Origin of the sequence: Kitasatospora sp. NBC_01560, assembly GCF_045208415.1 — a bacterium.
In the GTDB taxonomy this organism is placed as follows: domain Bacteria; phylum Actinomycetota; class Actinomycetes; order Streptomycetales; family Streptomycetaceae; genus Kitasatospora.
This window is the reverse complement of sequence record NZ_CP109364.1, coordinates 3996707-4018700: the sequence shown is the minus strand read 5'-3', so window position 1 is coordinate 4018700 and position 21994 is coordinate 3996707. Positions and strand designations below refer to the sequence as shown.

The 21994-nt window shown below is 68.7% G+C and carries 28 protein-coding genes; 26 read left to right on the top strand and 2 right to left on the bottom strand.

The window, feature by feature from the left end; all coding sequences use genetic code 11:
• From rpsG to OH807_RS17310, 5 genes are all read left to right on the top strand, one after another.
• Entirely contained in the window at positions 1 to 471 is a 471-nt protein-coding gene (rpsG, locus tag OH807_RS17330) for a 30S ribosomal protein S7 (protein ID WP_188306747.1), read from the top strand.
• Between the two features lie 39 nt (positions 472 to 510).
• On the top strand, positions 511 to 2616 hold the full coding sequence (gene fusA / locus OH807_RS17325; protein ID WP_406199565.1) for an elongation factor G: 2106 nt from the start codon (positions 511 to 513) through the stop codon (positions 2614 to 2616).
• 235 nt (positions 2617 to 2851) lie between these two features.
• Positions 2852 to 4045, top strand: a complete 1194-nt coding sequence (gene tuf, locus OH807_RS17320; protein WP_327677906.1) for an elongation factor Tu — start codon at positions 2852 to 2854, stop codon at positions 4043 to 4045.
• Between the two features lie 171 nt (positions 4046 to 4216).
• On the top strand, positions 4217 to 5191 hold the full coding sequence (locus OH807_RS17315) for a glycosyltransferase family 2 protein (protein WP_406199562.1): 975 nt from the start codon (positions 4217 to 4219) through the stop codon (positions 5189 to 5191).
• A complete protein-coding gene (locus tag OH807_RS17310; protein WP_406199560.1) occupies positions 5191 to 5625 on the top strand; it encodes a GtrA family protein in 435 nt (144 codons plus the stop codon). The genes OH807_RS17315 and OH807_RS17310 overlap by 1 nt, the downstream gene beginning before the upstream one ends.
• Positions 5626 to 5733: 108 nt before the next feature.
• Here OH807_RS17310 and rfbC read toward each other — a convergent pair whose 3' ends face one another.
• Together rfbC and rfbA are read right to left on the bottom strand one after the other, a co-directional pair.
• Positions 5734 to 6342 (bottom strand): dTDP-4-dehydrorhamnose 3,5-epimerase, encoded by a 609-nt coding sequence (rfbC, locus tag OH807_RS17305; RefSeq protein WP_406199558.1) that lies wholly within the window; start codon positions 6340 to 6342, stop codon positions 5734 to 5736.
• Complete coding sequence (gene rfbA, locus OH807_RS17300) at positions 6339 to 7214, bottom strand: glucose-1-phosphate thymidylyltransferase RfbA (RefSeq protein ID WP_406199556.1); 876 nt, start codon at positions 7212 to 7214, stop codon at positions 6339 to 6341. Before rfbA ends, rfbC begins: the two co-directional genes overlap by 4 nt.
• Before the next feature lie 83 nt (positions 7215 to 7297).
• On the opposite strand from rfbA, the gene rfbB reads away from it, so the two are divergent.
• The 21 genes from rfbB (at position 7298) to rplE (ending at position 21993) form a co-directional block, all read left to right on the top strand.
• Positions 7298 to 8275: a dTDP-glucose 4,6-dehydratase gene (gene rfbB, locus OH807_RS17295; RefSeq protein ID WP_406199553.1), complete on the top strand. Its 978-nt coding sequence runs from the start codon at positions 7298 to 7300 to the stop codon at positions 8273 to 8275.
• Entirely contained in the window at positions 8272 to 9186 is a 915-nt protein-coding gene (rfbD, locus tag OH807_RS17290) for a dTDP-4-dehydrorhamnose reductase (protein WP_406199551.1), read from the top strand. Before rfbB ends, rfbD begins: the two co-directional genes overlap by 4 nt.
• Positions 9183 to 10502, top strand: coding sequence for a lipopolysaccharide biosynthesis protein (locus OH807_RS17285; protein ID WP_406199549.1), 1320 nt, complete (start codon positions 9183 to 9185; stop codon positions 10500 to 10502). The genes rfbD and OH807_RS17285 overlap by 4 nt, the downstream gene beginning before the upstream one ends.
• A 93-nt stretch (positions 10503 to 10595) precedes the next feature.
• On the top strand, positions 10596 to 10988 hold the full coding sequence (locus tag OH807_RS17280; RefSeq protein ID WP_406199547.1) for a DUF2304 domain-containing protein: 393 nt from the start codon (positions 10596 to 10598) through the stop codon (positions 10986 to 10988).
• Positions 10985 to 11761 carry a glycosyltransferase family 2 protein gene (locus tag OH807_RS17275; protein ID WP_406199545.1) on the top strand — a complete coding sequence of 259 codons (777 nt, stop codon included), beginning with the start codon at positions 10985 to 10987 and terminating at the stop codon, positions 11759 to 11761. The genes OH807_RS17280 and OH807_RS17275 overlap by 4 nt, the downstream gene beginning before the upstream one ends.
• 9 nt (positions 11762 to 11770) lie before the next feature.
• Positions 11771 to 12664, top strand: coding sequence for a glycosyltransferase family 2 protein (locus OH807_RS17270; protein ID WP_406199543.1), 894 nt, complete (start codon positions 11771 to 11773; stop codon positions 12662 to 12664).
• Between the two features lie 361 nt (positions 12665 to 13025).
• The gene (locus OH807_RS17265) at positions 13026 to 14846 is read left to right on the top strand and encodes a phospholipid carrier-dependent glycosyltransferase (protein WP_406199541.1); all 1821 of its coding nucleotides are present in this window, start codon (positions 13026 to 13028) and stop codon (positions 14844 to 14846) included.
• Positions 14847 to 15334: 488 nt separating this feature from the next.
• Complete coding sequence (rpsJ, locus tag OH807_RS17260) at positions 15335 to 15643, top strand: 30S ribosomal protein S10 (protein WP_012785157.1); 309 nt, start codon at positions 15335 to 15337, stop codon at positions 15641 to 15643.
• Positions 15644 to 15657: 14 nt separating this feature from the next.
• Complete coding sequence (rplC, locus tag OH807_RS17255) at positions 15658 to 16305, top strand: 50S ribosomal protein L3 (RefSeq protein ID WP_406199539.1); 648 nt, start codon at positions 15658 to 15660, stop codon at positions 16303 to 16305.
• 4 nt (positions 16306 to 16309) lie between these two features.
• The gene (gene rplD / locus OH807_RS17250) at positions 16310 to 16987 is read left to right on the top strand and encodes a 50S ribosomal protein L4 (protein ID WP_406199537.1); all 678 of its coding nucleotides are present in this window, start codon (positions 16310 to 16312) and stop codon (positions 16985 to 16987) included.
• Complete coding sequence (gene rplW, locus OH807_RS17245; RefSeq protein WP_063348967.1) at positions 16987 to 17307, top strand: 50S ribosomal protein L23; 321 nt, start codon at positions 16987 to 16989, stop codon at positions 17305 to 17307. Before rplD ends, rplW begins: the two co-directional genes overlap by 1 nt.
• A 43-nt stretch (positions 17308 to 17350) precedes the next feature.
• The gene (rplB, locus tag OH807_RS17240) at positions 17351 to 18187 is read left to right on the top strand and encodes a 50S ribosomal protein L2 (RefSeq protein WP_376086155.1); all 837 of its coding nucleotides are present in this window, start codon (positions 17351 to 17353) and stop codon (positions 18185 to 18187) included.
• An 11-nt stretch (positions 18188 to 18198) separates the two neighbouring features.
• Positions 18199 to 18480: a 30S ribosomal protein S19 gene (gene rpsS / locus OH807_RS17235; protein ID WP_030055821.1), complete on the top strand. Its 282-nt coding sequence runs from the start codon at positions 18199 to 18201 to the stop codon at positions 18478 to 18480.
• Between the two features lie 50 nt (positions 18481 to 18530).
• On the top strand, positions 18531 to 18878 hold the full coding sequence (gene rplV / locus OH807_RS17230; protein WP_045304593.1) for a 50S ribosomal protein L22: 348 nt from the start codon (positions 18531 to 18533) through the stop codon (positions 18876 to 18878).
• On the top strand, positions 18878 to 19702 hold the full coding sequence (gene rpsC / locus OH807_RS17225) for a 30S ribosomal protein S3 (RefSeq protein ID WP_406199533.1): 825 nt from the start codon (positions 18878 to 18880) through the stop codon (positions 19700 to 19702). Before rplV ends, rpsC begins: the two co-directional genes overlap by 1 nt.
• Positions 19703 to 19707: 5 nt before the next feature.
• Positions 19708 to 20127: a 50S ribosomal protein L16 gene (gene rplP / locus OH807_RS17220; protein ID WP_030055824.1), complete on the top strand. Its 420-nt coding sequence runs from the start codon at positions 19708 to 19710 to the stop codon at positions 20125 to 20127.
• Entirely contained in the window at positions 20127 to 20351 is a 225-nt protein-coding gene (gene rpmC, locus OH807_RS17215) for a 50S ribosomal protein L29 (RefSeq protein WP_063348970.1), read from the top strand. Before rplP ends, rpmC begins: the two co-directional genes overlap by 1 nt.
• A complete protein-coding gene (gene rpsQ / locus OH807_RS17210) occupies positions 20351 to 20623 on the top strand; it encodes a 30S ribosomal protein S17 (RefSeq protein WP_030055826.1) in 273 nt (90 codons plus the stop codon). Before rpmC ends, rpsQ begins: the two co-directional genes overlap by 1 nt.
• A gap of 102 nt (positions 20624 to 20725) precedes the next feature.
• Positions 20726 to 21097 (top strand): 50S ribosomal protein L14, encoded by a 372-nt coding sequence (gene rplN / locus OH807_RS17205; protein ID WP_030393301.1) that lies wholly within the window; start codon positions 20726 to 20728, stop codon positions 21095 to 21097.
• A 15-nt stretch (positions 21098 to 21112) separates the two neighbouring features.
• Positions 21113 to 21424 (top strand): 50S ribosomal protein L24, encoded by a 312-nt coding sequence (rplX, locus tag OH807_RS17200; protein ID WP_030055828.1) that lies wholly within the window; start codon positions 21113 to 21115, stop codon positions 21422 to 21424.
• Positions 21424 to 21993 carry a 50S ribosomal protein L5 gene (rplE, locus tag OH807_RS17195; protein WP_030300393.1) on the top strand — a complete coding sequence of 190 codons (570 nt, stop codon included), beginning with the start codon at positions 21424 to 21426 and terminating at the stop codon, positions 21991 to 21993. The genes rplX and rplE overlap by 1 nt, the downstream gene beginning before the upstream one ends.
• The last annotated feature ends 1 nt before the right edge of the window (position 21994 follow it).

The window sequence follows — 21994 nt, the reverse complement described above, 5'->3', positions numbered from 1 at the left end:
ATGCCTCGTAAGGGCCCCGCCCCGAAGCGCCCGGTCATCATCGACCCGGTTTACGGCTCCCCGGTCGTCACCCAGCTGGTCAACAAGATCCTGCTGCACGGCAAGCGCTCCACCGCCGAGCGGATCGTCTACGGCGCCCTTGAGGGCGTCCGCGAGAAGACCGGTGCCGACCCCGTCGTGGCGCTCAAGCGCGCGCTGGAGAACGTCAAGCCGGCCCTCGAGGTCAAGTCCCGCCGTGTCGGTGGCGCGACCTACCAGGTCCCGGTCGAGGTCCGTCCGGGCCGCGCCAGCACCCTGGCGCTGCGCTGGATGGTCGGTTACTCCCGCGCCCGTCGCGAGAAGACCATGACCGAGCGCCTGATGAACGAGATCCTCGACGCCAGCAACGGCCTGGGCGCTTCCGTGAAGCGTCGCGAGGACACCCACAAGATGGCCGAGTCCAACAAGGCCTTCGCGCACTACCGCTGGTAGTCCCAACCCCGTCACTAGACAGAGAGAGAACGAGCCACCATGGCTGCAACCTCCCTTGACCTCGCCAGGGTCCGCAACATCGGGATCATGGCGCACATCGACGCGGGCAAGACCACCACCACCGAGCGGATCCTGTTCTACACCGGTGTCTCGTACAAGATCGGTGAGGTCCACGATGGCGCTGCCACCATGGACTGGATGGAGCAGGAGCAGGAGCGCGGCATCACGATCACGTCGGCCGCGACGACCTGTCACTGGACGCTCGACGGCGTTGACAACACGATCAACATCATCGACACCCCGGGTCACGTCGACTTCACCGTCGAGGTGGAGCGCTCGCTGCGCGTCCTCGACGGTGCCGTCACGGTGTTCGACGGTGTCGCCGGTGTCGAGCCCCAGTCCGAGACCGTGTGGCGGCAGGCTGACCGCTACGGCGTCCCGCGCATCTGCTTCATCAACAAGCTGGACCGCACGGGCGCGAACTTCTTCTTCTGCGTCGACACCATCGTGGAGCGCCTCGGCGCGATCCCGCTGGTGATGCAGCTCCCGATCGGTGCCGAGGCGGACTTCCAGGGCGTTGTCGACCTGGTCCGCATGAAGGCGCTGGTCTGGACGGCCGAGGCCGCCAAGGGCGAGATGTACGACATCGTCGACATCCCCGCCGACCTGGTGGACCAGGCCGAGGAGTACCGCGAGAAGCTGCTGGACACCGTGTCGACCGTCAGCGACGAGGTGATGGAGCTCGCCATGGAGGGCGAGACCGTCCCCGAGGCGCTGCTGATCGCCGCGATCCGCAAGGGCACGCTGAACTCGGACTTCACGCCGATCTTCTGTGGCACCGCCTTCAAGAACAAGGGCGTTCAGCCCCTGCTCGACGCGGTCGTCAACTACCTCCCGTCGCCGCTGGACATCGAGTCCATCGAGGGCACCAAGCCCGGCGACGACACGGTCAAGATCTCCCGCAAGGCGTCGGACGACGAGCCGCTCGCGGCTCTGGCGTTCAAGATCATGTCCGACCCGCACCTGGGCAAGCTCACCTTCGTCCGGATCTACTCCGGGCGCCTTGAGGCCGGCACCGCCGTCCTCAACGCGGTGAAGGGCCGCAAGGAGCGCATCGGCAAGATCTACCGCATGCACGCCAACAAGCGTGAGGAGATCGACTCGGTGGGCGCCGGCGACATCGTCGCCGTCATGGGTCTCAAGCAGACCACCACCGGCGAGACCCTGAGCGACGAGAAGCACCCGGTCATCCTGGAGTCCATGGACTTCCCGGCCCCGGTCATCCGCGTCGCGATCGAGCCGAAGTCCAAGGGCGACCAGGAGCGGCTCGGTACCGCCATCCAGCGCCTGGCCGAGGAGGACCCGTCCTTCCAGGTCAACACGGACGAGGAGACCGGCCAGACCATTATCGCGGGTATGGGCGAGCTGCACCTCGAGGTGCTGGTCGACCGTATGAAGCGTGAGTTCAAGGTCGAGGCCAACGTCGGCAAGCCGCAGGTCGCGTACCGCGAGACGATCCGCAAGGCCGTCGAGCGCATCGACTTCACGCACAAGAAGCAGACCGGTGGCTCCGGCCAGTTCGCGAAGATCCAGATCGCGATCGAGCCGATCGAGTCCGGCGAGGGCTACGAGTTCGTGAACAAGGTCACCGGTGGCCGCGTGCCGAAGGAGTACATCCCTTCGGTCGACGCCGGTTGCCAGGAGGCCATGGAGTTCGGCGTGCTCGCCGGCTACCCGCTCCAGGGTGTCCGCGTCACGCTGCTCGACGGTGCCTCGCACGACGTCGACTCCTCCGAGCTCGCGTTCAAGATCGCCGGTTCGATGGCCTTCAAGGAGGGCGCTCGCAAGGCGTCCCCGGCGCTGCTCGAGCCGATGATGGCCGTCGAGGTCACCACGCCCGAGGACTACATGGGCGATGTGATCGGCGACATCAACTCGCGCCGTGGCCAGATCCGGTCCATGGACGAGCGTTACGGTGCCCGCGTCGTTTCGGCGCTGGTGCCGCTCTCCGAGATGTTCGGCTACGTCGGTGACCTGCGCAGCAAGACCTCCGGTCGCGCAAGCTACTCGATGCAGTTCGACTCGTACGCCGAGGTTCCGCGGAACGTGGCGGACGACATCATCGCCAAGGCCAAGGGCGAGTAAGGACCGGCACCTGCCGGCTCCTTGCCCGCGGTCGCAGGAGGTCCCGACAATCGGGACGATTGCGAACCCTTAGGCTATTAGGAGGCGAACCCGGGGGAATCCACTCGGATTCCCCCGGGGGCCTCCGCCCCCACCCGCGGGACGGCATGGGGTGCTCCGGCACTCCGTACCCAAACCCGATCAAAGACCAACTGACGTCAGCACGGCGTACAGAACTGTCCTCAGGAGGACTGCAGTGGCGAAGGCGAAGTTCGAGCGGACGAAGCCCCACGTCAACATCGGCACCATCGGTCACATCGACCACGGTAAGACCACTCTTACCGCGGCGATCACCAAGGTGCTGCACGACGCGCACCCGGACATCAACCCCTTCACGCCGTTCGACCAGATCGACAAGGCGCCGGAGGAGCGGCAGCGCGGTATCACCATCTCGATCGCGCACGTCGAGTACCAGACCGAGGCGCGTCACTACGCCCACGTCGACTGCCCCGGTCACGCGGACTACATCAAGAACATGATCACCGGTGCGGCCCAGATGGACGGTGCGATCCTCGTCGTCGCCGCCACCGACGGCCCGATGCCGCAGACCAAGGAGCACGTCCTCCTGGCCCGCCAGGTCGGCGTCCCCTACATCGTCGTCGCCCTGAACAAGGCCGACATGGTGGACGACGAGGAGATCCTGGAGCTCGTCGAGCTCGAGGTCCGTGAGCTCCTCTCCGAGTACGAGTTCCCGGGCGACGACCTGCCGGTCGTCCGCGTCTCCGCGCTGAAGGCGCTGGAGGGCGACAAGGAGTGGGGCGAGAAGCTCCTCGGCCTGATGGCCGCGGTCGACGAGGCCATCCCGACCCCGGCCCGCGCCGTGGACCAGCCGTTCCTGATGCCGATCGAGGACGTCTTCACGATCACCGGTCGTGGCACCGTCGTCACCGGTCGTATCGAGCGTGGCATCCTCAAGGTCAACGAGACTGTCGACATCATCGGCATCAAGGAGACCAAGACCACCACCACGGTCACCGGCATCGAGATGTTCCGCAAGCTGCTCGACGAGGGCCAGGCCGGCGAGAACGTCGGTCTGCTCCTCCGTGGCATCAAGCGCGAGGACGTCGAGCGCGGCCAGGTCATCATCAAGCCCGGTTCGGTCACCCCGCACACCGAGTTCGAGGCCCAGTCCTACATCCTGTCGAAGGACGAGGGTGGCCGTCACACCCCGTTCTTCAACAACTACCGCCCGCAGTTCTACTTCCGTACCACGGACGTGACCGGCGTCGTGACCCTCCCCGAGGGCACCGAGATGGTCATGCCGGGCGACAACACCGCCATGACGGTCGTGCTGATCCAGCCGATCGCCATGGAGGAGGGCCTGAAGTTCGCCATCCGTGAGGGTGGCCGCACCGTCGGCGCCGGCCAGGTCACCAAGATCATCAAGTAATTGATGCTCTAGACCTGCCTGCACCACAGGCATCCGAAGGGCTCCGCACACTCCGGTGTGCGGGGCCCTTCGGCCTTTGACGGTACGTTCATGCGCTCTCACAGTCGGCTCACGACCGACTGCTATTCTCGGGCTCGATCCAGCCAGCAGCAGCGAAAGCGGGACCAACTCATGTCGACGGCGCCCCTGTTGTCGGTTGTGATGCCGATCTACAACGAGCAGGAGGCACTGCCGCTGACGGCCGAGCGCCTGCGGCCGATCCTCGACGGCCTCGGTGTCGACTACGAGGTCGTCGGCGTCGACGACGGCAGCACCGACGCGACCCCGGTCATCATGCAGAAGCTCCGCCAGGACTGGCCGCAGCTGAGGACCGTCCGGTTCGCGCGCAACTCCGGCCACCAGGCCGCACTGACCGCCGGCATCCACCGGGCCTTCGGCGACTACGTCGTCTCCATCGACGCCGACCTCCAGGACCCGCCGGAGAAGATCCCCGAGATGCTCGCGCTCGCCCGCGAGCAGAACCTCGACATCGTGTACGGCGTGCGCGGCGACCGCGGCACCGACACCTTCTTCAAGCGGCGCACCGCGGGCGCGTACTACTGGCTGATGCGCCGGCTGGTCGGCAAGCGGATGCCCAGCCACGCGGGCGACTTCCGGCTGCTCAGCCGCGCCGCCGTGGACGCGCTGAAGGCGATGCCCGAGCACCAGCCGGTCTACCGGCTGCTGGTGCCCTGGCTCGGGTTCCCCAGCGGCGAGGTGGTCTACGTCCGCGAGGAGCGGGTGGCGGGCAGCACCAAGTACCCGCTCTCCAAGATGGTCCGGCTGGCGCTCGACAGCATCACCAACTTCTCCGCCAGCCCGCTGCGGCTCGCCACCTGGCTCGGCCTGCTGAGCTTCCTGGTCTGCCTCTGCCTGGCGGTCTACACCACCGTGTCGTACGCGTTCGGCTCCACCGTGCCCGGCTGGTCCTCGCTGTTCATCGGGATGCTCTTCATCGGGGCCGTGCAGCTGGTCTGCGTCGGGCTGCTCGGCGAGTACGTCGGGCGGATCTACTCGGCCGTGCAGGCCCGGCCGGCGTACTTCGTCGGCTACGACTCGGCCGAGGACGAGGCCCCGCAGGCCCCGCAGGCCCCGGGGAAGCCGTGATGACGGTGACCGGCGAGCCGGCCGGGCCGACGAGGGCGGGCCGGAGCACCCGGCGCCAGCTGCCGTCGTTCCTGGTCATCGGCGTCCTGAGCACGCTCTTCTACCTGCTGCTGTTCGTCGTCGCGCGGTCCTTCACCGGCGCGCAGGCCGCCAACCTGATCGCGCTCGCGGTCAGTGCCGTCGCCAACACCGCCGCCAACCGCCGGTTCACCTTCGGGATCACCGGCAGTCGCGGCGCGCTGCGGGACCAGCTCCAGGGCGCGGTGGCCTTCCTGATCGGCCTCGGGCTGAGCAGCGGCGCACTCGCCCTGCTGGACGTGCTGGTGCCGGACGCCTCCCGGCCGGTCGAGGTGGCCGGTCTGGTGGTGGCCAACGGCCTGGCCACGGTGGCGCGCTTCGTGCTGCTCAAGGTCTGGGTGTTCCGGGGCCGTTGAGCCGCGGCGGCAGGGCGGTACGGCCGCAACGGCCGGCCGCCGCCGACGCCCGAGGGCCCGGTCGCAGACGCTGCGACCGGGCCCTCGGGGTGTCCGGGGCTGACCGGATCAGGCGCGGTACGCCTCGCTCAGGCCCGCGGTGAACGCCTTCACCTGCTGGTAGTCCGGCAGCAGGCCGCCGGCGAGCGCCTCGGCCAGCGTCGGCGCCGCGGTGTCCTTGGCGGAGAGCTGCGGCGCGTCGGCCGGCCACTCGATGCCGAGGTCCGGGTCGAGCGGGTGCACGCCGTGCTCGCCGGTCGGGTTGAACGTCTCGGAGCACAGGTAGCTCAGCGTCGCGTCGTCGCTGAGCGCGCAGAAGCCGTGGCCGAGGCCCTCGGAGATGTAGACCGCCTTGCGCTCGGTCTCGTCCAGCCGCACGCCTTCCCAGCGGCCGAAGGTCGGCGAGCCGACCCGCAGGTCGACGATCACGTCGAGCACCGCGCCGCGCACGCAGGTCACGTACTTGGCCTGGCCGGGCGGGACGTCGGCGAAGTGAATGCCGCGCACGACGCCCCGGCTCGACACCGAGAGGTTGGCCTGGGCCAGCCGCAGCGGGTGCCCGACGACCTCGGCCAGCTTGTCGAAGCGGAACCATTCGGTGAACAGTCCGCGCGCATCGCCGTGCAGCTGCGGGGTGATCTCCCAGGCGCCCTCGATGGACAGCTCGTTGAACTTCACCGGGCCGCCTCCTCGTCCAGCAGCGCCACCAGGTACTGGCCGTACCCGCTCTTGAGCAGGGGCTCGGCCAGCTCGCGCAGCTGCTCGGAGCCGATCAGGCCGGCCCGCCAGACGGCCTCCTCGATGCAGCCGATCTTGAAGCCCTGGCGCTCCTCGATGACCCGGACGAACTCCGAGGCCTGGACCATCGAGACGAACGTCCCGGTGTCCAGCCACGCGGTGCCGCGGTCCAGGATCGTCACGTGGAGGTCACCGGCCTGGAGGTAGGCCTCGTTCACGGCCGTGATCTCCAGCTCGCCGCGGGCGCTGGGCTTCAGGCCGCGGGCGATCTCGACGACCCGGTTGTCGTAGAAGTACAGGCCGGGGACGGCGTAGCGCGACTTGGGCTCGGTGGGCTTCTCCTCGATGGAGATCACCTGCCCGGCGTCGTCGAACTCGACGACGCCGTAGGCGGTCGGGTCGGCCACCGGGTACGCGAAGACCCGGCCGCCCTTGGCGCCGGTGTGCTCGGCGAGCCGGGTACCGAGGCCGCTGCCGTGGAAGATGTTGTCGCCGAGGATCAGCGCGACCGGCTCGTCGCCGATGAAGTCGGCACCCAGCACGAAGGCCTGGGCGATGCCCTCGGGACGCTCCTGGACGGCGTACTCCAGGCGCAGGCCGAACTGCGACCCGTCACCCAGCAGGCGCTCGAACTGCTCCCGGTCGGCCGGGGTGGTGATGATGAGGATCTCGCTGATCCCGGCCATCACCAGGGTGGAGAGCGGGTAGTAGATCATCGGCTTGTCGAAGACCGGGAGCAGCTGTTTCGAGACCGCTCGGGTCAGCGGCCACAGCCGCGAGCCGGTACCGCCGGCCAGAAGGATTCCACGCATGCGTGCACCTTATGCGAGTTCCCCGGGGCGGGTGAGGCCCGGGTCATGAGGGGCCCGGGCGCGAAGGTAGACTCGGCGCCACTATGCGCATCCTCGTGACCGGCGGTGCCGGCTTCATCGGTTCTGAATTCGTCCGCCAGCTGCTGGGCGCCGACACCACTGACCGGATCACGGTCTTCGACAAGCTCACCTACTCGGGCGTCGAGGCCAACCTGGCGTCCGTGGCGGACCACAGCGGCTACTCCTTCGTCCGGGGTGACATCTGCGACGTCGACGCCGTCGACCAGGTCATGCCCGGCCACGACGTCGTCGTCCACTTCGCGGCCGAGTCCCACGTGGACCGCTCGATCGCCGGCGCCGGCCCCTTCGTGCTCACCAACGTGGTCGGCACCCAGGTCCTGCTGGACTCCGCCCGCAAGCACGGCGTCGGCCGCTTCGTGCACATCTCCACCGACGAGGTCTACGGCTCGATCAGCGAGGGCTCCTGGACGGAGACCTGGCCGCTGGTGCCGAACTCGCCGTACTCGGCCTCCAAGGCCTCCTCCGACCTGCTCGCGCTGGCCTACCACCGCACGCACGGCATGGACGTCGTGGTGACCCGCTGCTCCAACAACTACGGGCACTACCAGTTCCCGGAGAAGGTCATCCCGCTGTTCACCACCAACCTGATCGACGGCAAGAAGGTGCCGCTGTACGGCGACGGTGGCAACGTCCGCGACTGGCTGCACGTCTCCGACCACTGCCGCGGCATCGAGCTGGCGATGCGCAACGGCCGCGCCGGCGAGGTCTACAACATCGGCGGCGGCACCGAGGCGACCAACAAGGAGCTCACCGGCCTGCTGCTGGAGGCTGCCGGGGTCGGCTGGGACATGGTCGAGTACGTCGAGGACCGCAAGGGCCACGACCTGCGCTACTCGATCGACATCAGCAAGATCCGCGAGGAGCTCGGCTACGAGCCGCAGGTGCGCTTCGAGGACGGCCTCGCCGCGACCATCGCCTGGTACCGCGAGAACCGCGCCTGGTGGGAGCCGCTGAAGACGAAGGCGGCCCTGCAGAAGTGACCGCCAACTCCGCCGGCCAGGTCCGCTGGCTGGTCACCGGCGCGGCCGGGATGCTCGGCCAGGACGTGCTCGCGGTCCTGGCGGCCGACCCGTCCGCCGAGGTCACCGCGGTGCGCCGGGCCGACCTGGACATCACCGACGCGTCGGCCGTGGAGGCCGCCGTCGAGGGCCACGACGTGGTCGTGAACTGCGCGGCGTGGACCAACGTCGACGCCGCGGAGACCGAGGAGGAGGCCGCCACCGCCGTCAACGGCACCGGTGTGCGCCACCTCGCCGCGGCCTGCGCCAAGACCGGCGCCCGGCTGCTGAACGTCTCCACCGACTACGTGCTGCCCGGCGACGCCACCGAGCCCTACGCCGAGACCGCGCCGACCGGCCCGGTCAACGCGTACGGCCGCAGCAAGCTGGTGGGGGAGCGGGCCGTCGCCGACCTCCTCCCCGCGCACGGCTACAACGTGCGCACCGCCTGGCTGTACGGGGAGCACGGCGCGAACTTCGTCGCCACCATGCTCAAGCTGGCCGCCCAGCGGGACAGCCTGGACGTGGTGGACGACCAGCACGGCCAGCCGACCTGGTCCTACGCGCTGGCGGAGCGGCTGGTCGGGCTCGGCCGGGCCGCACTCGCCGGGCAGGCGCCGGCCGGCGTCTACCACGGCACCGCGAGCGGCCGGACGACCTGGTGCGGGCTGGCCCGCGAGACGTACCGGCTGAGCGGGCTGGACCCGGAGCGGATCCGCCCGACCACCTCGGACGCCTTCGTCCGCCCGGCCGTCCGCCCGTCCTTCAGCGTGCTCGGCCACGACGGCTGGGCCGCGGCGGGCCTGGCCCCGCTGCCGGACTGGCAGGCCATGCTGGCCGAGGCCCTGGAGCGCCCGGCGTTCCGGGCGCTGCGCGCCGCGGCGGAGCGGTGACCGGCGTGCTCGGCCGGCTGACCCGCGCGCTGCCGCCCGGCCTGCTGGCCGTCGGCGTCGGCACGGTGACCCTCGGCTTCGCCTCGTACGCGCACCTGGCGGTCGCCGGGCACGCGCTGGACCGCGAGTCGCTGGCCGAGGTCTCGGTCCTGTGGACGATGGCGATGTCCTTCGGGCTGGGGCTGTTCTTCCCGGTCGAGCAGGAGCTGACCCGGGTGATCGCCGCCCGGGCGGCGAGCGGACAGGGCGCCCTGCCCGTCCTGCGCAAGGCGACGGTGCTCACCGCCGGGCTGCTGGTGGTGGTGCTGGCCGGGCTGGCCGCCTTCTCCGGCCGGCTCGCCGACGTCTTCTTCCACGGCGACCGGACGATGGTGCTGGCGCTGGCCGCCGCGTTCGTCGGCCCGGCCGCCTGCTACCTGACCCGCGGCGTGCTGGCCGGTCTGGGGCACTTCACCTCCTACGGCGTCCAGCTGGGCGTCGACGGTGTGCTGCGGATCGCCTTCTCGGTGGGTCTGATGGTGGCGGGCGTCCATTCGGCGCTCGCCTACAGCCTGATCCTGGCCGTCTCGCCGCTCCTGGCGATGCTGGTGAGCCTGCCGCGGACGCTGCGGATCGCCCGCCCCGGGCCGGCCATCGGCTGGCGGGAGCTGTGCAGCGGCCTCGGCATGCTGACGGCCTCGTTCCTGCTGGCCCAGTTCGTGGCCAACGCCGCCGTGCTCTCGATCCAGGTGCTGGCGCCCTCGCAGGCCGTCCTGGTCGGGGCGTTCACCGGCGCGATGGTGCTCAGCCGGGTGCCGCTCTTCGTCTTCGGCGCGCTGCAGGCCTCGCTGATGTCGGGGCTGTCCACCGCGGTGGCCACCGGCGACCGGGCCGGCTTCCGCCGCCTGCTGACCAGGACCTGCGGCATGGTCGGCGCCCTCGGCGTACTCGGCGGAGTGCCCGCCGTCGTGCTGGGGCCGTGGATCATTCACGTGGCGTTCAACGCGGACCGGCATGCTCTCGGCCCGGTGGACTTCCTCTGGCTCTCGGTCGGCACGCTGGCGTACCTGCTGGCGACCGTGGTGGGCCAGGCGGTCATCGCCCGGGGCCACCACCGCCGGCAGCTGGCCGGCTGGGCCCTCGGTACCCTGGCGCTCCTGCTCATCACCTGCCTGCCGGGTGATCCGGCACTCCGCGTCGAGGCCGCCTACACGGTGGGACCGCTGGTGGTCCTGGCCGTGATGTTGCTGGCGCTGCGCGGTGGCGGTAGCGTGCCGGGCGCCGGACCCGACGCCGCGCGGGCAGCTGTCGCCGCCGACACCGTCTCCGCCGGCTGAGCCCCTCGTGCTCCCCCCGGCCCCCTGGAAGGGCACTGCGGCACCGGCCCATTCCATAGGTGCCTCACCCACGCGTGAAAGGCGTAACCCATCGTGCAGCTGAGTGTGCTGACCTCGATCACCGGCGTGCTGGTGCTCGTGTGGATTCTGGAGCTGTTGCGTCGGCAACAGCTCCGGGAGAAGTACGCCGCGCTCTGGCTCGGTATCGGGGTCGTGGTCGCACCCCTGGGGTTCTTCCCCCGGGTACTCGACTCGACCGCCCGCCGCCTCGGCGTCGCATCGGGCGTCAGCCTGGTGCTGTTCGCGGGCTTCCTGCTCGTCCTCCTGGTCTGCGTCCACCTCAGCTGGGAGACCAGCCGGCTGGAGGCCGAGACCAGGACCCTGGCCGAGGACGTCGCGATGATGCGGGCGCACCTGGCCGAGCACCACGACTTCCCGATCGCCCGCGCGAGCGGTGGCGTGACCGACCCCGAGGTGAAGGCATGATCGACGGCAAGCGGGTTCTGATCATCCTTCCCGCCTGGAACGAGGCGGAGGGTCTGCCCAAGATCCTCCGCGAGATCCAGCAGAAGCTGCCCGGCGTGGACACCCTGGTGGTGGACGACGGCTCGAAGGACAACACCGCGGCGGTCGCCGCCGCGTCCGGCTCCCGGGTCGCCCAGCTTCCGTACAACCTCGGTGTCGGCGGCGCGATGCGCTTCGGCTACCGCTACGCGCACCTGCACGACTACGACGTCGCGCTGCAGTGCGACGCGGACGGCCAGCACGACCCGGCCTACGTCCCCGCGCTGCTGGAGATGCTCAAGGAGGCCGACCTCGTCATCGGCGCCCGCTTCGACGGCGAGGGCAGCTACAAGGTCCGCGGCCCCCGCAAGTGGGCGATGAAGCTGCTGTCCGTGGTGCTCTCGCGGGTCACCAAGACCCGGCTGACCGACACCACGTCGGGCTTCAAGGCCTGCAACAAGCCGATGATCGAGTTCTTCTCGCAGTGGTACCCGGTCGAGTACCTCGGTGACACGATCGAGAGCATGGTCGGCGCGGCCCGCTGCGGCTTCGTCATCCGGCAGGTCCCGGTGGCGATGCGCGAGCGCACCACCGGCACGCCGAGCGCCTCCCCGGTGAAGGCCATGATCTACCTGGCGCGCGCCGGTCTGGTGCTGCTGCTCGCGATGATCCGCCGGATGCCGGCGAACCTGAAGGCGATCCAGCCCGCCACCCGTACGGCCGCCCGTCGGCCCGAGCTCATCGGCAAGGTCTAGGTCCCCGCGATGTCCCGATTCGAGATCCTGCTGCCGTACTACGGCGACGTCCGCCTGATGCAGGACGCCGTCCGCAGCGTGCTGGTCCAGGGCGGCGACGACTGGCGGCTGACGGTCGTCGACGACGGCAAGGAGCCGGACGTCCCCGGCTGGTTCGAGTCGCTGGGTGACCCCCGGGTGCGGTACTTCCGCAACGAGCAGAACCTCGGCGTCTCCGGCAACTTCAACCGCTGCGTCGAGCTGGCCGAGTACGAGCACCTGGTGCTCATGGGGTGCGACGACCTGATGCACCCCAACTACCTGAAGGTGATCCGGGAGACGCTGGAGCGCTTCCCGGACGCCGGCATGGTGCAGCCGGGCGTGCTGGTGATCGACGGGGACGGCAAGCCGGTCGAGGGCCTGGCCGACGCGGTGAAGCGCAAGCTGTACGCGCCGAAGGACCCGGGGCCGAAGCTGATGGCCGGCGAGCCGCTGGCGATCAGCCTGATGCGCGGGAACTGGCTGTACTTCCCGTCGATCTGCTGGCGGACGAAGGCGGTCCAGCAGTTCCGCTTCCGTACCGACCTCGGGGTGATCCAGGACCTCGCGCTCATCCTCGACCTGCTGCTGGACGGGCAGTCCCTGGCGGTCACGCCGGAGGTCTGCTTCAGCTACCGGCGGCACGCCGTGAGCGAGTCCTCGGCGACGGCGTTCAGCGGCAAGCGGTTCGAGGAGGCGCGGCGCTTCTTCCGGGAGGCGGCGGACCGGCTCGACACGCACGGCTGGCACCGGGCCGCGACGGTCTCGCGCCGCTTCTTCTCCTCGCGGCTGCACGCGCTGACCATGATCCCGGCGGCCGGCAAGAAGGCCGGGATGCAGGGCGTCGGAGCGATGCTCAGCCATGTGACGGGGCGGCGGGCCTGAGGGTGCCGGCCGCAGCGCCGTACACGGAGCAACGACGAGGAGCCCGGCTCTCTCCCCCCGCGGGAAGGAGCCGGGCTCCTCGGCACTTTCGGGCAGGCCTTCACCGGTCGCGTATGACACGCCCTTGGGGGTGTGACTACCATGAGTCGCGCACGGAGTGTGATATGTGAACCGGCCGTCCCCCGAGGCGGCCGCTTCTCTGCGCGGGAGCACGCACCGGACCTACCCGGCACGCCCGCGTAACCTTCACATCCGGTCGTCCCGAGCGGTGCGTACGTGACTGCGGGAGGACCGTCATCGGGCCGAGCGGCCTGCCGGATCCCATTCAGAGCCGGGCTACCAGGGGAAGAGTCGGAGTTCAGTGCAGAGTTCAGCGAAGACCGCCGAAGAGCGGCCGGACGGCGTCGACACGTCCACACCGGCCGGGAGGCCGCCCGGTGACCGCCCGGACGTCATAACCCGCGTCGGCGCACTGGCGCTGCGGGCCAGCACCCACCGCCGGTTCTGGCCGATTCTCATCCTCGCCGGCTACCTGCTGGAGGTGGCCTACCGCCTGGTGCTGGTGCGCCACCTGAGCTATCCCTCGGTGCACGCGGACGAGGACACCTACCTGGTGCTGGCCCGGGTGCTCGCGGGCCGGCCGACCACCGAGATGCCGGTCGGCGTGGTGATCCCCGGCGGGTACCCGCTGCTGATCTCGCCCGCGCTCCGGTTCTCCGACGACCCCGTCCTCGCGTACCACCTGGTGCTGGGCCTGAACGCGGCGTTCAACGCGCTGGTCTTCCCGCTGGCCTACCTCGCCCTGCGCCGGCTGGGCCTGCGCCGGCTCCTGGCGTACCTGTTCGCCTTCGCCACCGCCCTGCTGCCGCCGGTCATCTTCTACTCGCAGTTCGCGATGGCCGACACGGTGCTCCCGGTCCTGGTGCTCTGCTGGCTGCTCTGCCTGCACGGCTGGCTCTCCGAGGGCTCGCCCAGGGCCCGGTACTGGTACGCCGCGGGCGCGGCGGCCTCGGCCGCGTACTCGATGGCGACGCACGACCGCGGCGGCGTCATGATGGCGATCACCGGCGTGGTGCTGGTGGCCGCCGTGGTCTTCCGCTGGGCGCCCTGGCGCACCGCGGTGGCCGGGCTGGGCGTCCTCGTCCTCGGCTTCGGCGGGGTCAAGGTGCTGGCCTGGTGGCTGCTGAAGCAGTTCACCGTGAGTGACAGCAGTGTCGGCACCCAGGCGATCGACAACTTCACCAACCCGGAGCTGCTCGGCCGCACCCTGACCCGCTCGCTCGGCCAGTTCTGGTACCTGATCGTCTCGACCTACGGCGTGGCCGGCCTGGCGATCGTGTTCTGTGTCTTCGGCCTCTTCAGCAGCCGGATCGAGCGGCCCCTGCGGATCGTCGGCGCGGTCATGCTGGCGCTGATGGCCGGCGTCGCGCTCGCCTCCTCGGCCGCGCTCCCGGACGACGGCCGGATCGACAACTGGGTGTACGCCCGCTACCTGTCGCTGCTGGTGCCGGCGATGTTCGTGACCGGTGTCGCGGTGCTGAGCAGGCTCGGCCGCCGCCAGCTCGGCTACGTGGCGCTGGCCACCGTCGGCCTGACCCTGGCGCTGTACGAGGTCGTCACCCAGTACGCCGGATCGCAGCTGTACAAGAAGGTCTTCATCGGCTGGGCGCTGCCGGACACCTCGTTCCTCAGCGCCAACTGGTCCGGCCTGCAGATGCTCCGGGTGACGGCGGCCGCGTTCGCGCTGCTGCTGGTCGCCTGTCTGCTCCGGGTCGCGGCCGGGCGCAAGGTCCTCTGGGCGGTCGCGATCGCCCTGAGCCTGTTCGCTGGCTTCGCCACGGCGACCATCACCGAGCGGGTCTCCTACTCGCACTCGAACTGGCGCAAGTTCGAGGCCACCGGCTTCACCAAGTCGGCCGGGCTGAAGCCGAAGGACAACCTGGTCATCGCCTGGGACATGGAGTGGGGCCTGCGGATGGCGCAGACCTACGAGGTCTACCAGGGCCGGGTCTGGTACCGGGACCCGCGCTGGCAGGAGATCCCCAAGGAGGCGACCGCGATCGTCACCCCGCTGCCCGAGGAGGGCAAGGCGCCGGAGTCCTACTGGAAGGACCACCCGGCGGAGTGGTACGTCTCCGCGACCAGCAAGGCGCACGGCTGGATGGTCTGGCGCCGCCACTGAGCGGCGGGTGCCCGGTCGGGGCCGGCGGGGGGAGACCTCGCCGGCCCCGATTCGCGTTTGGACTGCTCCATGTGGCAGTATGTCCAAGTTGCTCGGTTGAGTGCCGATGCTGTGCGCCTCCCGCCGGGAGGACCGGAAGCGAGTCCCAAGTACTCGTCGTTCCCGTGATGGCCGTTCATGTGTCCACGAGAAGTATGTGGACGCAGTGGTGTGAAATCGACACCGCGGCAGCTGCGGGGCGGACGTACGGGAATCTTCCGGGAAGCATGGGCAGGGCCTCGATCCGGCGCCTGGTGGGTGCAAGACCTCACCGACCCAGTGGAAATCCGCAGGAGGGGAACCTCATGCCGGATTTTTTGCAAGCGGGAGTGCGACACGCCCGACCGCGTGGGTCGAAGGCAACCACCCAGGGGTGCCACCGGACACAGTCCACCTGGATGAATCCGGCCGCAGAAGCAGCAGACGACACAAAGGACTACTGAGTAGCCATGGCGGGACAGAAGATCCGCATCCGGCTCAAGGCCTACGACCACGAGGTGATTGACTCCTCGGCGAAGAAGATCGTCGAGACTGTCATTCGCACTGGTGCGCAGGTCGCGGGCCCGGTGCCGCTGCCCACTGAGAAGAACGTGTACTGCGTCATCCGCTCGCCGCACAAGTACAAGGACTCGCGCGAGCACTTCGAGATGCGCACTCACAAGCGTCTGATCGACATCCTCGACCCCACGCCGAAGACGGTTGACTCGCTCATGCGTCTCGACCTGCCGGCTGGTGTCGACATCGAGATCAAGCTCTGAGAGGCACACCGAAGATGGCTAAGCAGATTAAGGGCATCCTGGGCGAGAAGCTCGGCATGACCCAGGTCTGGGACGAGAACAACCGGATCGTTCCGGTGACCGTCGTCAAGGCTGGGCCCAATGTCGTGACCCAGGTCCACACCGCCGACAGCTCGGCCGGCTACGACGCCGTCCAGATCGGCTTCGGCGAGATCGACCCCCGCAAGGTGAACAAGCCCCTCGCGGGTCACTTCGCCAAGGCCGGTGTCACCCCGCGCCGCCACCTGGTCGAGCTGCGTACCTCGGACGCGTCCGAGTACACCCTGGGCCAGGAGATCACCGCCGAGCTGTTCGAGGCGGGTGTCAAGGTCGACGTGACCGGCACCTCCAAGGGCAAGGGCTTCGCCGGTGTCATGAAGCGCCACAACTTCCGGGGCCTCGGCGCCGGTCACGGTGTGCAGCGCAAGCACCGCTCGCCCGGCTCGATCGGTGGCTGCGCCACCCCGGGTCGCGTGTTCAAGGGCGTACGGATGGCCGGCCGGATGGGCCACGAGCGTGTGACCACCCAGAACCTGACCGTCCATGCCGTTGACGCGGAGAAGGGGCTGCTCCTGATCAAGGGCGCAATCCCGGGTCCGAACGGCGGCCTCGTCCTCGTCCGCACCGCGGCGAAGGGGCTGTGAGGATATGAGCACCATTGACATCCTGTCGCCCTCGGGCGACAAGACCGGCAGCCTGGAGCTTCCGGCCGAGATCTTCGACGCGAGGGTCAGCGTTCCGCTGATGCACCAGGTCGTCGTGGCGCAGCTCGCTGCCGCCCGTCAGGGCACCCACAAGACCAAGACTCGTGGCGAGGTCCGCGGTGGCGGCAAGAAGCCGTACCGCCAGAAGGGCACCGGCCGCGCCCGTCAGGGCTCGACCCGCGCCCCGCAGTTCGCCGGCGGTGGCGTCGTGCACGGTCCCGTGCCGCGTGACTACTCGCAGCGGACGCCCAAGAAGATGATCGCCGCCGCTCTCCGCGGTGCGCTCACCGACCGGGCCCGCCACAACCGCATCCACGTCATCACCGACGTGGTCGCGGCCGAGGCGCCGTCGACCAAGGCCGCCAAGGGTCTGTTCGGCAAGATCACCGAGCGCAAGAACGTCCTCCTCGTCGTCGAGCGTGCCGACGAGCTGGGCCTCAAGAGCGCCCGCAACCTGCCGAACGTGCACATCCTGGACGCCGGCCAGCTGAACACCTACGACGTGCTCGTCTCCGACGATGTGGTCTTCACCCAGGCCGCCTTCGAGCGTTTCGTGGCGGGTCCCGCCGCGTCCGCCAAGGCCGTGGCTGCTGAGGGCGAGCTCGAAGGGAGCGCCGCCTGATGGCTGCAGAGATCACGAGCAAGACGTTCACGGACCCCCGTGACGTCCTGGTGAAGCCGGTCATCTCGGAGAAGAGCTACTCGCTCCTCGACGAGAACAAGTACACGTTCGTCGTGTCGCCCGGTGCCAACAAGACCCAGATCAAGCAGGCCGTCGAGGCGGTCTTCTCGGTCAAGGTCGAGTCCGTCAACACGCTCAACCGTCAGGGCAAGCGCAAGCGCTCCAAGACGGGCTTTGGCAAGCGCAAGGACACCAAGCGCGCCATCGTGACGCTGGCTGAGGGCAACCGCATCGACATCTTCGGTGGTCCGGTCTCCTAACGGAGATCGTGATCGTCGATAAGGACGAGGACGAGAGAGCCAAATGGGCATCCGCAAGTACAAGCCGACTACGCCGGGCCGTCGTGGCTCCAGCGTGGCCGACTTCGTAGAGATCACGCGGTCCACGCCGGAGAAGTCGCTGGTTCGCCCCCTGCACAGCAAGGGCGGCCGTAACAACGCCGGTCGGATCACCGTTCGCCACCAGGGTGGCGGGCACAAGCGCGCCTACCGCGTGATCGACTTCCGTCGTCACGACAAGGACGGCGTGCCGGCCAAGGTCGCGCACATCGAGTACGACCCGAACCGCACCGCGCGTATCGCGCTGCTGCACTACGCGGACGGCGAGAAGCGCTACATCATCGCCCCGCGCGGCATCGCGCAGGGTGACCGGGTCGAGAACGGCGCAGGCGCCGACATCAAGCCCGGCAACAACCTGCCGCTTCGCAACATCCCGGTCGGTACGACCATCCACGCGGTGGAGCTGCGTCCCGGTGGCGGTGCCAAGCTGGCCCGCTCCGCCGGTTCCGGCATTCAGCTGCTGGCGCGTGAGGGCAAGATGGCGCACCTGCGCATGCCCTCCGGTGAGATCCGCCTGGTCGACGCGCGCTGCCGCGCGACGGTCGGCGAGGTCGGCAACGCCGAGCAGTCGAACATCAACTGGGGCAAGGCCGGCCGTATGCGCTGGAAGGGCGTTCGCCCGACCGTGCGTGGTGTGGCCATGAACCCGATCGACCACCCGCACGGTGGTGGTGAGGGTAAGACCTCCGGTGGTCGCCACCCGGTCTCGCCGTGGGGCCAGAAGGAGGGTCGCACTCGTAGCCCGAAGAAGGCTTCGAACGCCCTCATCGTGCGCCGCCGCAAGACCAACAAGAAGCGCTAGGAGCAGGTCAGATGCCGCGCAGTCTCAAGAAGGGCCCCTTCATTGACGGCCACCTTCTCAAGAAGGTGGACGCGCAGAACGAGGCGGGTACCCAGAACGTCATCAAGACCTGGTCCCGTCGCTCCGTGATCTTCCCGGCCATGCTCGGCCACACGATCGCGGTGCACGATGGCCGTAAGCACGTCCCGGTGTTCGTCACCGAGTCGATGGTCGGCCACAAGCTCGGCGAGTTCGCGCCGACGCGTACCTTCCGCGGTCACGTCAAGGACGACCGCAAGTCGAAGCGTCGCTAGTCGCCAGCGAGATTACCGACTCAATGACTTACACCAGCAAGGGGACAACCATGGAAGCCAGGGCCCAGGCGCGGTACATCCGCGTCACGCCCATGAAGGCCCGCCGCGTGGTGGACCTCATCCGTGGCCTGAACGCCACGGAGGCCCAGGCGGTCCTGCGTTTCGCTCCGCAGGCCGCTACCGTGCCGGTCGGCAAGGTGCTCGACAGCGCCATTGCCAACGCCGCGCACAACTACAACCACTCCAACGTGGACGACCTCGTCATCAGCGAGGCGTACGTTGACGAGGGCCCGACCCTGAAGCGGTTCCGTCCGCGTGCCCAGGGCCGTGCCTACCGGATCCGCAAGCGGACCAGCCACATCACCGTGGTCGTCAGCAGCAAGGAAGGGACCCGGTAATGGGCCAGAAGGTTAACCCGCACGGGTTCCGCCTCGGCATCAGCACGGACTTCAAGTCCCGCTGGTACGCCGACAAGCTGTACAAGGACTACGTCAAGGAAGACGTTGCCATTCGTCGCATGATGACGAAGGGCATGGAGCGCGCCGGCATCTCGAAGGTTGAGATCGAGCGCACCCGCGACCGCGTCCGCGTCGACATCCACACCGCGCGCCCCGGCATCGTCATCGGCCGCCGTGGCACCGAGGCCGACCGCATCCGCGGCGACCTGGAGAAGCTGACCGGCAAGCAGGTCCAGCTGAACATCCTCGAGGTCAAGAACCCCGAGCTGGACGCCCAGCTCGTGGCTCAGGGCGTCGCGGAGCAGCTGTCCTCCCGCGTCTCCTTCCGTCGTGCCATGCGCAAGTCGATGCAGGGCACGATGAAGTCCGGCGCCAAGGGCATCAAGGTCCAGTGCTCCGGTCGTCTCGGCGGCGCCGAGATGAGCCGTTCGGAGTTCTACCGCGAGGGCCGTGTGCCGCTGCACACCCTGCGCGCGAACGTCGACTACGGCTTCTTCGAGGCCAAGACGACCTTCGGCCGCATCGGCGTGAAGGTCTGGATCTACAAGGGCGACGTCAAGAACATCGCCGAGGTCCGCGCTGAGAACGCCGCTGCCCGCTCGGGCAACCGTCCGGCCCGTCCCGAGGGTGGTCGTCCCGCCCGCGGTGGCGAGCGCCGTGGTGGCGAGCGCGGTGGCCGTGGCCGTCGTCCCGCCGGTGCCGAGGCTCAGGCCCCGGGCTCCGCCGAGACCCCGGCTGCCGAGAACACCGGAACGGAGGCCTGACCCAAATGCTGATCCCCCGTCGGGTCAAGCACCGCAAGCAGCACCACCCGAAGCGCCGTGGCGCTGCCAAGGGTGGCACCGAGCTCGCCTTCGGCGAGTACGGCATCCAGGCCGTCACCCCGGCCTACGTGACGAACCGGCAGATCGAGTCCGCTCGTATCGCCGTCACCCGTCACATCAAGCGTGGCGGCAAGGTCTGGATCAACATCTACCCGGACCGTCCGCTCACCAAGAAGCCGGCCGAGACCCGCATGGGTTCCGGTAAGGGTTCGCCCGAGTGGTGGATCGCGAACGTGCACCCGGGTCGGGTCATGTTCGAGCTGTCGTACCCCAACGAGAAGGTGGCTCGTGAGGCGCTGACCCGCGCAGCTCACAAGCTCCCGATGAAGTGCCGGATCATCCGGCGCGAGGCAGGTGAGAGCTGATGTCGGCCGGCACCAAGGCTGCTGACCTCCGCGAGCTGGACAACGAGGGTCTCGTTGCCAAGCTCCGTGAGGCCAAGGAGGAGCTGTTCAACCTCCGCTTCCAGGCGGCGACCGGGCAGCTCGACAACCACGGACGGCTCAAGCTCGTCCGTAAGGACATCGCGCGGATCTACACCCTGATGCGCGAGCGCGAGCTGGGCATCGAGACGGTGGAGAACGCCTGATGACTGAGAACACCAACGAGACGCGCGGTTTCCGCAAGACCCGTGAGGGCCTCGTCGTCAGCGACAAGATGGACAAGACCGTCGTCGTCGCCGTCGAGGACCGCGTCAAGCACGCTCTGTACGGCAAGGTCATCCGCCGTACGAACAAGCTGAAGGCGCACGACGAGGCGAACGCCTGCGGCATCGGCGACCGGGTCCTCCTCGCGGAGACCCGCCCGCTGTCCGCGACGAAGCGCTGGCGCGTCGTCGAGATCCTCGAGAAGGCCAAGTAACGAAGTTGATGCGGTACGGCCGTATGTGCACCAGGTCCCTCGCGGGCGCTGGTGTGAGCAGCGGCCGGCCCGTCAGCTCTCGTTGACGATCAGGAGAAAGCTGTGATCCAGCAGGAGTCGCGACTGCGTGTCGCCGACAACACGGGCGCGAAGGAAATCCTTTGCATCCGCGTTCTCGGTGGTTCCGGTCGCCGCTACGCCGGTATCGGGGACGTCATTGTCGCGACCGTCAAGGACGCGATCCCCGGCGGTTCGGTGAAGAAGGGTGACGTCGTCAAGTGCGTCGTCGTCCGTACCGTGAAGTCGCGCCGTCGTCCCGACGGTTCGTACATCCGGTTCGACGAGAACGCCGCTGTCGTTCTCAAGAACACCGACGGTGACCCCCGCGGTACCCGCATCTTCGGCCCGGTGGGCCGCGAGCTGCGCGACAAGAAGTTCATGAAGATCATCTCGCTGGCGCCGGAGGTGCTCTAACCCATGGCGAACAGCATGAAGATCAAGAAGGGTGACCTGGTCCAGGTCATCACCGGCAAGGACCGCGGCAAGCAGGGCAAGGTCATCCAGGCCATGCCCGCCGAGAACAAGGTCCTGGTCGAGGGTGTCAACCGGGTCAAGAAGCACACCAAGCCGGGCCCGGGTACTCAGGGTGGCATTGTCACCGTCGAGGCCCCGGTGCACGTCTCCAACGTCCAGCTGGTCGTGGAGAAGGACGGCAAGAAGGTCGTCACCCGCGTTGGCTACCGCTTCGACGACGAGGGCAACAAGATCCGCGTTGCCAAGCGAACCGGTGAGGACATCTGATGTCTGAGACGTCTGTTGAGAAGGTGACCCCCCGTCTCAAGGAGCGTTACAACTCCGAGATCAAGGGTCAGCTGCAGGAGCAGTTCTCGTACGAGAACGTCATGCTGACGCCCGGCCTGGTCAAGGTCGTCGTCAACATGGGTGTCGGCGAGGCCGCCCGTGACAGCAAGCTGATCGAGGGCGCGATCCGCGACCTGACCGCGATCACCGGTCAGAAGCCGGCCGTGACCAAGGCTCGTAAGTCCATCGCGCAGTTCAAGCTGCGCGAGGGCCAGCCGATCGGCACCCACGTCACCCTTCGTGGTGACCGCATGTGGGAGTTCCTGGACCGTCTGGTGTCGCTGGCCCTGCCGCGTATCCGTGACTTCCGTGGTCTCTCCCCCAAGCAGTTCGACGGCCGTGGCAACTACACGTTCGGTCTGACCGAGCAGGTCATGTTCCACGAGATCGACCAGGACAAGGTCGACCGTCAGCGCGGTATGGACATCACCGTCGTGACCACCGCTCAGACCGACGACGAGGGCCGGGCGCTCCTGCGCGCTCTGGGCTTCCCGTTCAAGGAGGCGTGAG